The 12,122-nt window shown below is 68.7% G+C and carries 10 protein-coding genes; 2 read left to right on the top strand and 8 right to left on the bottom strand.

All coding sequences use genetic code 11. From position 1 onward, the window contains the following. Positions 1 to 20: 20 nt before the first annotated feature. Entirely contained in the window at positions 21 to 1,307 is a 1,287-nt protein-coding gene (gene ptsJ / locus AC5P5R_RS15945; protein ID WP_005413790.1) for a MocR-like B6 salvage transcription factor PtsJ, read from the top strand. A gap of 32 nt (positions 1,308 to 1,339) precedes the next feature. On the opposite strand, the gene AC5P5R_RS15940 is transcribed toward ptsJ, so the two are convergent. The 7 genes from AC5P5R_RS15940 to AC5P5R_RS15910 form a co-directional block, all read right to left on the bottom strand. Continuing rightward, complete coding sequence (locus AC5P5R_RS15940) at positions 1,340 to 1,846, bottom strand: hypothetical protein (protein ID WP_005410054.1); 507 nt, start codon at positions 1,844 to 1,846, stop codon at positions 1,340 to 1,342. A gap of 191 nt (positions 1,847 to 2,037) precedes the next feature. Then, complete coding sequence (locus AC5P5R_RS15935; RefSeq protein WP_100438623.1) at positions 2,038 to 5,148, bottom strand: error-prone DNA polymerase; 3,111 nt, start codon at positions 5,146 to 5,148, stop codon at positions 2,038 to 2,040. Between the two features lie 6 nt (positions 5,149 to 5,154). Further along, positions 5,155 to 6,564: a Y-family DNA polymerase gene (locus tag AC5P5R_RS15930; protein ID WP_100438622.1), complete on the bottom strand. Its 1,410-nt coding sequence runs from the start codon at positions 6,562 to 6,564 to the stop codon at positions 5,155 to 5,157. Between the two features lie 9 nt (positions 6,565 to 6,573). Then, positions 6,574 to 7,188 (bottom strand): translesion DNA synthesis-associated protein ImuA, encoded by a 615-nt coding sequence (gene imuA, locus AC5P5R_RS15925; protein ID WP_005413787.1) that lies wholly within the window; start codon positions 7,186 to 7,188, stop codon positions 6,574 to 6,576. A gap of 219 nt (positions 7,189 to 7,407) precedes the next feature. After that, on the bottom strand, positions 7,408 to 8,415 hold the full coding sequence (locus AC5P5R_RS15920; RefSeq protein ID WP_100438621.1) for a cyclase family protein: 1,008 nt from the start codon (positions 8,413 to 8,415) through the stop codon (positions 7,408 to 7,410). 35 nt (positions 8,416 to 8,450) lie between these two features. Next, the gene (locus AC5P5R_RS15915) at positions 8,451 to 9,101 is read right to left on the bottom strand and encodes a DsbA family oxidoreductase (RefSeq protein ID WP_012480588.1); all 651 of its coding nucleotides are present in this window, start codon (positions 9,099 to 9,101) and stop codon (positions 8,451 to 8,453) included. Between the two features lie 92 nt (positions 9,102 to 9,193). Next, the gene (locus AC5P5R_RS15910; protein ID WP_205601595.1) at positions 9,194 to 10,144 is read right to left on the bottom strand and encodes a LysR family transcriptional regulator; all 951 of its coding nucleotides are present in this window, start codon (positions 10,142 to 10,144) and stop codon (positions 9,194 to 9,196) included. A gap of 142 nt (positions 10,145 to 10,286) precedes the next feature. Between AC5P5R_RS15910 and AC5P5R_RS15905 the strand changes: the two genes are divergently transcribed. Then, positions 10,287 to 11,165: a sterol desaturase family protein gene (locus tag AC5P5R_RS15905; protein WP_224119230.1), complete on the top strand. Its 879-nt coding sequence runs from the start codon at positions 10,287 to 10,289 to the stop codon at positions 11,163 to 11,165. A 9-nt stretch (positions 11,166 to 11,174) separates the two neighbouring features. Here AC5P5R_RS15905 and AC5P5R_RS15900 read toward each other — a convergent pair whose 3' ends face one another. Next, the gene (locus AC5P5R_RS15900) at positions 11,175 to 11,879 is read right to left on the bottom strand and encodes an AraC family transcriptional regulator (RefSeq protein WP_076740143.1); all 705 of its coding nucleotides are present in this window, start codon (positions 11,877 to 11,879) and stop codon (positions 11,175 to 11,177) included. Positions 11,880 to 12,122 lie beyond the last annotated feature (243 nt).

Genomic DNA, 12,122 nt, shown 5'->3' with positions numbered 1-12,122 from the left:
ATATTTTGGCATAGGACAAAATGAAAATCACCGGGCACAGTGCCGAGTCGATCTTCGACAGCATCCGTGAGGGCATCGGCGAGGGCCGCTTGCCGGCCGGCAGCGTGCTGCCGCCGGTGCGTGAACTGGCCGAGCAGCTGGGCGTGAACCGCAACACCGTGGCCGCTGCCTACAAGCGCCTGGATGCGGCGGGCCTGGCCAGCACGGCGGGCCGCCGCGGCACGGTGGTGCGTGGCCTGCCGCCGCCGCTGGCGCGCGAGGGCAGTACGCCCGGGCTGGCGCTGCAGGACCTGGCCGGTGGCAATCCGGATCCGCGCCTGCTGCCGAACCTGCGCCTGGCCCCCGCCGCACCGCGGCTGTATGGCGTGGGCACGGTCGACCCGAGGTTGCAGGCGCTGGCGCGCGCCTCGCTGGATGCGGACTGCCCGGCGGGTTATGCGCTGGAGCTGACCCATGGCGCGGTCGATGGCATTGAACGCCTGCTGGCGGCCTGGCTGCTGCCGGGGGATCGCATCGCGGTGGAGGATCCGTGCTTCCTCGGCAGCCTCAATGTGCTCAATGCCGTGGGCCACGCGCCGTTGCCGGTGGCGGTGGACGCGCATGGCATGCAGGTCGAATCACTTCGGCAGGCGCTGGAGGCCGGTGCACGCGCGGTGCTGCTGACCCCGCGTGCGCACAACCCGACCGGGGCCAGCCTGGATGCGAAGCGGGCACGGGCGTTGCGCCAGCTGCTGGCGGCCTACCCGCAGGTGGCGGTGCTGGTCGACGATCATTACGCGCTGCTTTCGCAGCAGGCCTACCACTCGGTACTGCCGCTGGATGGCCGGCGCTGGGCGCTGTTGCGTTCGTTGTCCAAACCGCTCGGCCCCGACCTGCGCCTGGCCTGGTTGGCCTGCGATGAAGAAACCGCGATGCGGTTGCGGCTGCGATTGGCGTCCGGCACCGGCTGGGTCAGTCATCTGCTGCAGGATGCGGCGACGTCGGTGCTGGCGTCGGCAACGCAGCGGGCGAAGATCGCCTCGGCAGGTGAGCGTTACCAGCAGCGCCTGCAGTCGCTGCAGGAGTTGCTGCGCGCGCGTGGCATGCCGACGCCGCTGCCAATGGAGGGATTGAACCTGTGGCTGCCGTTGTCGGCTGACAGCCATCCTCAGGTGCTGGCACTGGCTTCGCGCGGATGGCATGTGCGGGCGGGCGAAGTGTTCGCGGTGGCGGCGCCGGGACATGGCCTGCGCATCACCTGTGCGGCGCTGGGGACGACGCAGCTGCGGCAGCTGGCCGATGACCTGGCGGCCGTGTGCGGGGTGTAGCGTCGAGCATGGCTCGACGCTACAGAAGCCGATCAGGGCGCGGCGTTGGCGCCAGGGCGCACGTAGTAGGACTGGCCGCTGTCATCGACGAACATCAGCTCCGGCTTGCCCTGCCAGGAGGTGAGCATGGCGCCGGTGTTGTTCTGGTGCTTGACCATCAGGCTGGCGCCGCGATCCGGGTTGGCGACGACCTTGAATACTTCGGTAGTGCCGGTGGCATCGTCGAGGGTGAGCAGGGCTTCGCCGCCGCGGTCGCTGGTGCCATAACCACCACGCTCGGAACCGTCGGGGCCAAGCAGGATCAGGCCAGACAGGGCGGTGGCGCGCGGCCCCTGGGTGCGGCCCTGGCTGAGCGGGTCGGGGACCGGTGCGCCGAGGATCACCCGCGGCTGGCCGCTTGCATCGTGGATGACCAGGCCGCGTGCTTCGATGATGCGCTGTGGCGATTGGCTGCGATGCAGGTTCCAGGCGGTCCAGCCGGAAACAAGCAGGGCGAGGGTGGAGACCACCAGTGTGGTCAGCAGCAGCGCACGGGGCATCGGGTGGTCCTTCCTTGGATGTGCCGACGATAGCGGATGCAAAAGGGGATGGGTAGAGTCGACTGTCAGTCGACTGCTGTTCGATCAGATCACGGAGATTCCCGCGCTGGCGCGCGCAAGTCGGCTGACAGTCGACTCTACCTCTACCTGCTCGACATCACCCAGTGGCCGTTACGCGGTGATTCCCGGCGTCAGTGGAAATCGCGGCTGTGGCTGCGCAGTCCCTGCAGCAGCTCATCCAGGCAGTGCATGCGCTGCACGATGACATGCTGCACACCATCGACGCGTTCCAGGCGGCCATCGATCTGCATCAGCTGGGTATCGACCAGCACCCGGTGCTGGCGATCGGCCAGGTGCCGCCAGACCACGGCGTTGACCATGCCAGTCTCATCTTCGAGCGTGAGGAAGGTGACGCCGCTGGCGGTCTGCGGGCGCTGGCGCATGCGTACCAGGCCGGCGATACGCACGCGACGGCCATGACCGTGGTCCACCAGCTGTGCGGCATCCAGACAGCCACGGCTGCGCAGCTGCGCACGCAGGAACGAGATCGGGTGGCGGCCAAGGGTGGTGCCGGTGCTGCGGTAATCGGCCTGCATGTCCTCCCATGCGCTGGGCAGCGGCAATGGCACGCGGGCTTCGGCGGTGGCGCGGGCCTGGTCGAACAGCGGCAGCCGGTTTTCCACGCCGGAGATATCCCAGCGTGCACGATGGCGATGGCCACTGAGCCCACGCAGCGCACCGGCATCGGCCAGCAGGCCCTGCTGGCGGCGATCCAGGGCGGTGCGCTGGCACAGGTCGCCCACATCGTCGAACGGGCGCCGCGCACGTTCGCGCATGATGGCCTGCACGGCGGGTTCATTGCAGCCATCGACCAGGCGCAGGCCGAGCCGGATCGCGGCCGCGCCCCTGCTGAAATCCAGGGTGCAGTCCCAGTCGCTGTGGCGCACGTCCACCGGCAGCACGCGGATGCCGTGCCGGCGCGCGTCCTGCAGCAGCTGGTCGGGGCTGTAGAAGCCCAGCGGCTGGCTGTTGATCAGGCTGGCGGTGAACGCGGCGGGGTGATGGCATTTCAGCCAGCAGCTGTTATAGGTCAGCAGGGCGAAGCTGGCGGCGTGGCTTTCCGGGAAACCGTAATCACCGAAGCCCTTGATCTGATCGAACAGATGCTCGCCGTACTCGCGGCTGAAGCCGTTATTGAGCATGCCGGCCAGCAGCTTCTCGCGATGCGGCTCCAGGCCGCCACGGCGCTTCCACGCCGCCATCGAGCGGCGCAGGGCATCGGCCTGGCCCGGCGTGTAGCCGGCCGCTTCCACTGCCAGCTGCATCACCTGTTCCTGGAACAGCGGCACGCCCAGCGTGCGTGCGAATACGCGTTCCAGCTGCGGTGGGTAGAGCGGGTTGTCCGGGTCGTTCAACGCGTCCGGTCCCTGTTCGCGCAGGATCCGGCGCCGCTCCAGATAGGGGTGCACCATGTCGCCCTGGATCGGGCCAGGGCGCACGATCGCCACCTCGATCACCAGGTCATAGAACGTGCGTGGCTGCATGCGCGGCAGCATCGCCATCTGGGCGCGCGATTCGATCTGGAACACGCCGATGGTGTCGGCGGCGCAGATCATGTCGAAGGTCTTTGCATCCTTGGGCGGGATCGCATCCATGCGTCCTTCATGCAGGCCGTGCTGCTTCAACATCGCCAGGCATTTGCGGATGGCGGTGAGCATGCCCAGCGCCAGGCAGTCGACCTTCATCAGGCCGGTGGCATCCAGATCGTCCTTGTCCCACTGGATGACGGTGCGGTCGGCCATCGCCGCGTTTTCCACCGGCACCAGGGTCGACAGCGGATGCTCGGAGATGACGAAACCGCCCGGATGCTGAGACAGGTGGCGTGGGAAGTCGATCAGCTCGGCGGTCAATGCCAGCAGCCGCCGCATCAAGGGCGTGTCCGGGTCGAAGCCGCGCTCGCGCAGGGTTTCCGGCAGCGGGATGCTGCCTCCCCAGTGGTCCATCGCCGCGCCGAGTTCGTTGACCTGGTCCATCGGCAGGCCGAGCGCACGGGCCACGTCGCGGATCGCGCTGCGGCCACGGTAGCTGATTGCTACTGCGGTCAGTGCGGCGCGCTCGCGGCCATAGCGCTTGAACACGTACTGCAACACTTCCTCGCGGCGCTCGTGCTCGAAGTCGATGTCGATGTCCGGCGGCTCATTGCGCTCGGCGGAGATGAAGCGTTCAAACAACAGATTGCTGCGCGCAGGATCGATCTCGGTCACGCCCAGCACAAAGCACACCGTCGAATTGGCCGCCGAGCCACGCCCTTGGCAGAGGATGTCCTGGCTGCGGGCGAAGCGCACGATGTCATGCACGGTAAGGAAGTAGGAGGCGTAGTTTTTCTCCCGGATCAACGCCAGCTCATGTTCGATCTGCTTGCGCTGTGCGTCCTTGATCCCTTCTGGCCAACGCCAGGGAATCTTTTCTTCGACCAGCTCGCGCAGCCAGCTGTCCGGGTCATGCCCCTCCGGCACCAGCTCGCGCGGATAGGTGTACTGCAGCTGCTCCAGCGTGAAGTGGCAGCGTTCGGCGATGCGCAGGGTCTCGGCCAGCAGTTCGGCGGGATACAGCTGGGCCAGCGCGGTGCGCGGGCGCAGGTGGCGCTCGCCGTTGGGAAACAGGCGCCAGCCGGCCTCGGCCACGCTGCAACGATGGCGGATCGCGGTCAGCGTGTCCTGCAGGGCGCGGCGGCGTCGCACGTGCATGTGCACATCGCCACTGGCGACCAGCGGCAGGCGGTGACGTTCGCCGAAGGCCTGCAGCTGCTGCAGGCGGCGTGCGTCGTCGTGTTCGTGGTGCAGTTCCACCGCCAGCCACAGGCGATCGCCGAAGCCGGCGCGCAGCAGTTCCAGATCGGTGGCCGCCGGTTGCCGGTCCAGCCATAGGCACAGCAGGCCGTCGGGCAGGCCGAGCAGGTCCTCGCGCAGGCAACGGTACTCGCCCTTGGCCGCGCGCCGCCGGCAGGTAGTGATCAACTGGCAGAGCCCGGCATAGGCGGCCTGGTCGGTGCACAGCAGGGCCAGCTTGGGTCCGTCCTCGACCTGGAATTCGGCGCCGACGATCAGCGCCACGCCATGCGCCTTCGCCGCCTGCCAGGCACGCACGATGCCGGCCAGCGAGCATTCGTCGGTGATCGCCAACGCGCGGTAGCCCTGGCCGGCGGCGCGCGCGAACAGCTCTTCGGCGATCGAAGCGCCGCGCTGGAAACTGAAGGCCGACAGGCAGTGCAGTTCGGCGTAGCCGGGCAGTTCGCTGTGCATGGCGGCTCAGCCGAACCAGCCGTGCAGCATCCACGGCGCATGCGGATCGTTGCGCTCACGGAAAGCCCAGCCGCGCTGGCCGTGTGCGGTTTCCACCACGTAGTAGTCGCGGCGCGCGTCGGCCTGGTCCCACCAGCCCGATTCGATCCGCTCCGGCCCGGTGACGATGCGCAGCCGCGGATCACGCAGCGGTTGCGGGGTGTCCAGCAACCAGCCAGGGCGCAGCGGCCAGTACGACGGAGGCTTGGCCGCGGGCTGGCTGCCGCTGGCGCGTTCGGGGCGATGATCGGCCTGCACCGCCAGCGGCTGCACGGCGTCATCGCCCAGCCGCGCGCGCAGGCGCTCGCGCAGCTGGTTCCAGGGCATCGCCTGTGCCGGGCGGGTATCGAACAGGTCGCGCGCGGCGGGCACGAACGGTGGCAGCTGTTCGGCCTGCAGGCGCAGTGCGCGGCTGCCGGCCGGCAGGGCGAACGCTTCCATGCGGTTGCGCGCGATCTCGAACAGCAACGCGGGATCGCGTTCCGGTGCCAGCAGGCCGATGGTCAGCACGCTGGCCGGCAGCAGGTCGTGCTCGAAATGCAGGTCGAAGCGCTGCACGCCGCCATCGCGCGAACACAGGAACGCGGCCAGGTCCAGCAGCAGGCGACGCAGCGGGAACAACAGGGCCTGGCTGGATTCGATCTCGTACTCGAATTCGATGCGTGCATCGAAACGGTCCGGTGGCTGGTAGTAGCGCAGTGGCGCGGTGGGTAGCCCACGCAGTGCATCCAGCTGCTGCAGGACCTCGGGGGCAAAGCGCCGGGCCAGGCTGTCGCGCGGCAGCTCGAGCACTGCGCCCAGCGTGCGCAGGCCGGAGCGGCCGAGCACCGTCACCGCTTCGTTGGGCAGGCCGCAGCGCGGCAGGGGTAGCTGCGCCAGTGCCGCTGGCAGTTGCTGTGCATCGATGCCGAGGCCGTCGTGGACGTTGGCCAGCACGCGCGCGGCCTGTGGGGTAGGTGCGGCCACCAGACGGTGACGGAAGCCGAGTTCGTGCAGTTCGTTGCGCAGCCGCTGCTGGATCGTCAGCCAGTCACCGAACAGGGCGCGGCTGGCGCCGATCTCCAGCACCAGTGCATGCGGGAAATCGAGGCTGACCTGCGAGCTGTAGGCGTAGGCCCAGCTGGCCAGCAGCTGCCGGGTGTGCTGTTCGGCGTTGGGATCGTAATCGTGCAGGTGCATGTCCTGCACCAGCACCTGTGCAGCCGACAGCAGCATGCCCGGGCGCAGCCCCGCTGCGCGTGCCGATGGGCTGACCGCACGCAGTACGCGACGCTGTGCCGGCCCCTGCAGCAGCACCAGTGGGCGCTGCGGATCCGGCTGCAGGCGCAGCACGCTGTCCAGCGCCAGCTGCGGCAACAACAGGCAGGCCCAGTGCATGGCGCGGCCTCAGTGGGCGATGGCCAGCGGCAACGGCTGCGCCGGCGGCAGGCCGCCTCGGCACTTCAGCACCCGCACCTGGCCGTGGTCGAGCTGCAGGCGCAGGCTGGCCGGAGAGGGATTGCGCGCCGCCTGCGCCTCGCGGAACACGAAGCCCAGGCACTGGCCGCTGTCGGCGGCCACCTGCAGCCGGCGCAGGGCGCGATCGTCGGCCTGGTGCGGCCAGCACAGCACCGCCGCGCAGGCGGCAGAGCGCAGGCACTGCTCGGTGGCCCAGAGCGCCTGTTTCGGCGCTGCGTGGATGATCTGCAGCTGGGCCAGGTCCAGCCCGGCTGCCGCCCAGGCCGGGGCATGCGGGCGATAGGGCGGGGCGACCAGCACGATCGGGCGGTCGCGCAGGCTCAGCTTGGCCAGCGCCGGCCAGACCAGCGCCAGCTCACCCACCCCGGGCGCCGCCTGCAGTACCTCGCACAGCCCGCTGGTGGGCCAGCCACCGCCGGGCAGGCGTGCGTCCAGTGCCGGGTGGCCGCTGGCCAGGTGGTCGCTGGCCGGCCCCTGGCGGGCCGGGCCGCGCCACAGCTGGCGCCCGTCCAGCAGCCGGTCGAGGGCGACGACGGCACCCATCAGCCGGCCCTCCAGGGGAGGCGCCGGGCGGGCTGGAAACGGCAGGAACGGGCGGAAACAGCGGGCATGGCGCGAGTATCGACGGGCCGGTATCAGGGGCTGAGACCAGACATGCTACTCGCCTTGTGAGTAGAATTACTAATGAAATCGGAGGGTCCGGTTTCAGGTTGCTGAAGGGGTAAAGGAGTGCCGACCAAGGTCGGCACCCACAGGCCCTGGTTACGGGCGCACCGGCAGCGCCACCGGGCGCAGCGGCGCGGCATCGCCGCCGCGGATCTTCAGCGGGCCGCCGATGAAGGCGAACTCGTAGACCTTGTCGCGGGCCAGTTCGTCCAGCGCCACCAGCTCGATGATCGGCGCGCCCTGCTGGGCCAGCAGGTAGGTGTGCAGCGGCACGTAGTCGTCGGACACCTCCGAGGGGAAGGTCTCGAAGCTGAGGTTGTCGGCACCGACGATCATCGCGCCGCTGTCCTCGACCAGGAAGCGCGCCGCGTCCAGGCCCATGCCCGGCGGGTTGGCCATGTAGGCCCTGGGCTGCTCGAACAGGCGCATGCGGCCGGTGCGGATCAGCACCACGTCGCCCTGCTGCAGTTTCACCTTCTGGCGTGCCAGCGCATCCTTCAGGTCCTGGCGGGTGACGCGGTAGCTGTCAGGCAGCATGTCCACGCCCTTGGCAGCGGCCACGTCGATCAGCACGCCACGCGCGATCAGCGGCGGGAACTTCTCGATGCCGGTGACATTCCAGCCACGGTCGCCGAGGTGCTTGTCGGCCTCGAAGCCGTTCCAGATCTTCCCGTGGATGCCGAAGTGGTTCAGCGCATCGATGTGGGTGCCGGTGTGGCTGTACATCGAGAATGCGGTGCCGGTGTAGCTGCGGGTGAGGTTCATGGTCTCGCCCACGCCCATCGGGTCGTCCATCACCGTGCCGCGCGGGGTGTGGGTCATCCAGAACTGGTAGTGCGGGTCGCCGGCATCCTGCCAGCTGGGCATGCCGACGTAGTATTCGGTGGCCAGGTCATAGGCTTTGCCGCCGCTGACCCGTGACAGGATCGCCGCACGCGAGGCTTCGGTGATCAGGTTGAGGCGGCCGATCTCGTCCTTCGGCCCCCAGGGGCTGGTGCCGACCTGCTGGCCGGAGGGTACGCGTTCGTGTGCGGACACGGTGGTGGACGCGGCGGTGCCGGCCAGCAGCAGGGCCAGCGCGGTGCCCAGGGTATGTGGGGTCATGGGGAATCTCCTTGCAGGGTGGGGGAGGGTGCGGCTCAGGCCGCGACCAGGGGCGCCAGGGCCTGGCGCAGGTGTGGCAGCGGCAGGGTCTGCAGGCGCAGGCCGTTGCCGCCGATCACGGTGGGTATGGAACGGATGCCGAGGGCAGCGGCTTCGGCACGATCGGCCTGCACGCGCTGGCGTACTGCGTCGCTGCGCATGTGGTCAGCGAAGGCGCCACGTGGATGGCCCAGCGATTCGGCGATATCCAGCAGTACTTCGGCGTCGCCGATGTTGCGGTGCTGGTGCAGGTGCGCCCATTGCACGGCATCAAACATCGCGCCATGGGCGTCGTTGCCACCGAGCATGCCGGCGGCCTGGCAGGCCAGTGCGCCGAGCCAGCCGGACGGATACTCGAAGTCCTGTGCGCGCATGCCTTCGATATCGATGCGCGCGGTGTCTTCATGCGCGGCGCAGTCGGTCCAGTGGCGCAGGATGATCGCCTTGGCGCGCTCCATCGAGCCGAACACCTCGACCATCTGCGCGCGCGAGTCCTGCAGCACGAAGCTGCGGTGGCGCACCTGGATGCCGAGTTCGGCCGAGACCTGCTGCAGGCGCGGGGCCAGCACGAAGCACCAGCCGCAGACCACGTCGTGGAAGAAATCGACCACCGGCGCGGCGGTGGCGGGGGAAGGAACGGAAGACATCTGCCTGCCATCGGTGAGAGGGGAGGCGGCAGATTAGGCAGCGCGGCGTGGCCGAAACAGCACGCCGCGGGCAGCTCAGTTTTCGCTGGCGGTTACGAATCCAGGCCGGCGCAGCCGGGCAGCTCGGCGTGCAGGAAATCGATGAAGGCACGCACCTTGGGCTGCAGGTGGCGCGAGGTCGGGTAGACCGCATGCACGAAGCGCGGCGGATAGCGGTGGTCGGGCAGCACCTGCTGCAGTTCGCCACGGGCCAGTGCGGGTGCCGCCAGGAACGAGGGCAGGGCGCCGATGCCCATGCCGGCCACCAGCAGGTCGCGCAGCAGCAGGCTGTTGTTGACGGTGAGGCGCGCTGGCAGGGTGATCGTCACCTGGCCATCGGGGCCGAGCAGCGGCCAGCTGCCCGGTGAGTCGGACAGGCTGTAGGCCAGCACGCTGTGCGCCTGCAGATCGTCCACCGCCTGCGGTGCCGGATGCTGCCGCAGATAGGACGGGGCCGCGCACAGCACCTGCTGCAGCGAGGCCAGCCGGCGTGCCACCAGGCGTGAATCATCCAGCTCGGCACGCAGCCGCAGCGACACATCGAAACCTTCGCCGACCGCGTCGAGCAGGCGGTCTTCCATCACCAGGTCCAGCGACAACTGTGGATGCTGCTGCAGGAAGCGCGGCAGCAGCGGCGACAGCGTGCTCAGCGCGAACGACTGCGGCGCATTGACGCGCAGGCGTCCGGCTACGTCGCCGCGCTGTTCGGCGATGCCACGTTCCAATGCGTCCAGCTCGTCGAGCAGGCGGCAGCATTCACGGTAATAGGCGTGGCCGGTCTCGGTCAGGCTCATGCGCCGCGTGGTCCGCTGCAGCAGTACCACGCCCAGATGCGCTTCCAGCGTGCGCAACTGCTTGCTCAGCCCGGCCGGCGACATGCCCAGGTCTTCGGCAGCGCGGGCCAGCCCGCCGCGTTCGACGATGCGGCGGAAGGCACGCATCAGGTTGAAGGAATCCATGCCGGCCCCGGGTGCGATGAGGGCGCCATTGTAGAGCCGCGCCATGCGTGGATGTGGGAAACGCGGCGCCGACCAAGGTCGGCGTCTACCCGGTGCGCGCGGGTTGCGCCGTTTGTTCAAGCCAGCACCCCATACGCGGCGCCAGCATGCAGGCCCCTCACTTTCCGGGTTGCCCATGAAGCACTGGATGCTCCGCCTGTATGCTCCGCTGTTCCTGCTGGGCTTCGTTGCCACTGCCGTCGTCTGGGTCGGCCATTGCCACGGTGATCCGTTGTGGCTGCTGGCCTTGCTGGCGGCCGCCATCGCGGTCTCGTTCGTCGCCGAGCGGGCCTGGCCGTACGATCCCGCGTTCAACCACGACCACGGCGACAGCCTGCGTGACACCCTGCATGCACTGGTCAATGAAAGCCTGAACCTGCTGTCAATCGCGGCGGTGCCGCTGCTGGCGGCAATCATTCCGTGGCAGTTGTGGCCGGTGCAGTGGCCATTCGCGCTGCAGGTGCTGCTGGCCATCGTCTGCGCTGATCTCGGCATCACCCTGGTGCACTACGCCAGCCATCGCATCGGCTGGTTGTGGCGGCTGCATGCGGTGCACCACAGCGTCACCCGCATGTACGGCTTCAACGGGCTGATGAAACACCCGCTGCATCAGGCGGCCGAAGCGGTGGGCGGCGTGCTGCCGCTGCTGCTGTTGGGCCTGCCGATGCCGGTGGCTGCGGTGCTGGCTTTCGCCATTGCCATCCAGCTGCTGCTGCAGCACTCCAACGTGGACATGCGTCCCGGCGTGCTCGGCCGGGTGATGGCCTGGGCGCCGCTGCACCGCTTCCACCACATGCGTTACGGCACCGCTGGCGACGTCAACTTCGGCCTGTTCCTGACCGTCTGGGATCACCTGCTGGGGACCGCTTTCAATGCGCCGGGTTATCGGCTGCAGCAACGCGACCTTGGCATCGGCAGCCAGCCGGACTATCCGCGCGATTATCCCGGGCAGCTGCTGGCGCCGTTCCGCGAACTGCCGCATGGCGAGGTGCCGGAGTTGCCGGAAGGCCTGCGCAGGCGCGAATGATTGAACATGTCAGGCCGCGTGCAGCTGCAGGCCCTGCAGCTGCGCGGCACCGATGCCGAACATGCGGCGCAGGCTGCGCGAGAGATGGGCCAGATCGGCGAATCCAGCGGCATGCGCACTGTCGGTCAGGTTGTGACCGCTCAGATGATGCATCAGCGCGCGGCGCAACCGTTGCCACAGCACCCAGCCGCGCAGGGTCACCGCCAGCTCGGACTGGAAACGCCGGTGCAGCTGGCTGGTCGAGAGGTGCGCGGCTTCGGCAATGTCGGCAGCCGGCACCGGGCCGGGCAGGTGCTGGGCAATACGGGCCAACGCCGCCTGCACGCGGCGGTCCAGCGGCTGTGGGCGGCTCAACCGTGGCAGCCAGTCGTGCAGTTCCATCGCAGTGCCGGGCAGCGAGTGCAGGTGCTGCTGGATCTGTTCGAGGTCGGCATGCGCCGGCTCAAGGAACACCGTACAGCCCGCTTCCGGTGCCGACAGGATTGCGTGCGGCTGGAAGGACGGCAGCCACAGCCGTTGGCCCTGCTGCCATACGCCATCGATCTCGACCTGCCAGGGCGCGCCGTCGCTCAGCAACAGTTGATGGGCGTAGTGCGCGTGGGAGGCGCTGCCACCGGCATGGCCCTGCAGCACGGCCACGTGAGCATCCAGCAGCAACGTGCCATTCCAGGGCAGGGCGGGGGAGGACATGGAGGGATTGTAGATCCACGCCATGCGTGGATGAATCTCCATCGAAATCAAATATTTCGACAATGAAACGAAGAGCATCCACGCATGGCGTGGATCTACTGCAGGTTGCGAGAAATTGTCGAAGGCGGGGTGGGTCCGTTGGCGGGGGCATGAGCGCCATGGATGGCGCGACCGAGCCTCCAGGGACGGATTCACGGCGTCCCCCGCCAACGGACCCACCCCGCCTACCCACAGGAGCCCCGCTGTTGCTTTGGCCGTTGCCTCTGC

The sequence above is a fragment of the Stenotrophomonas sp. YJH_SMC_19 genome (assembly GCF_059367915.1).
The sequence above is the reverse complement of the archived record's forward strand: the minus strand, read 5'-3'. Positions and strand labels throughout refer to the sequence as shown.

Coding starts and splice junctions, on each gene's coding strand:
- ptsJ (WP_005413790.1), top strand. CDS start 21: ATGAAAATCACCGGGCACAGTGCCGAGTCGATCTTCGACAGCATCCGT.
- AC5P5R_RS15940 (WP_005410054.1), bottom strand. CDS start 1,846: ATGCCCCGTGCGCTGCTGCTGACCACACTGGTGGTCTCCACCCTCGCC.
- AC5P5R_RS15935 (WP_100438623.1), bottom strand. CDS start 5,148: ATGCACAGCGAACTGCCCGGCTACGCCGAACTGCACTGCCTGTCGGCC.
- AC5P5R_RS15930 (WP_100438622.1), bottom strand. CDS start 6,564: ATGCACTGGGCCTGCCTGTTGTTGCCGCAGCTGGCGCTGGACAGCGTG.
- imuA (WP_005413787.1), bottom strand. CDS start 7,188: ATGGGTGCCGTCGTCGCCCTCGACCGGCTGCTGGACGGGCGCCAGCTG.
- AC5P5R_RS15920 (WP_100438621.1), bottom strand. CDS start 8,415: ATGACCCCACATACCCTGGGCACCGCGCTGGCCCTGCTGCTGGCCGGC.
- AC5P5R_RS15915 (WP_012480588.1), bottom strand. CDS start 9,101: ATGTCTTCCGTTCCTTCCCCCGCCACCGCCGCGCCGGTGGTCGATTTC.
- AC5P5R_RS15910 (WP_205601595.1), bottom strand. CDS start 10,144: ATGGCGCGGCTCTACAATGGCGCCCTCATCGCACCCGGGGCCGGCATG.
- AC5P5R_RS15905 (WP_224119230.1), top strand. CDS start 10,287: ATGCTCCGCCTGTATGCTCCGCTGTTCCTGCTGGGCTTCGTTGCCACT.
- AC5P5R_RS15900 (WP_076740143.1), bottom strand. CDS start 11,879: ATGGCGTGGATCTACAATCCCTCCATGTCCTCCCCCGCCCTGCCCTGG.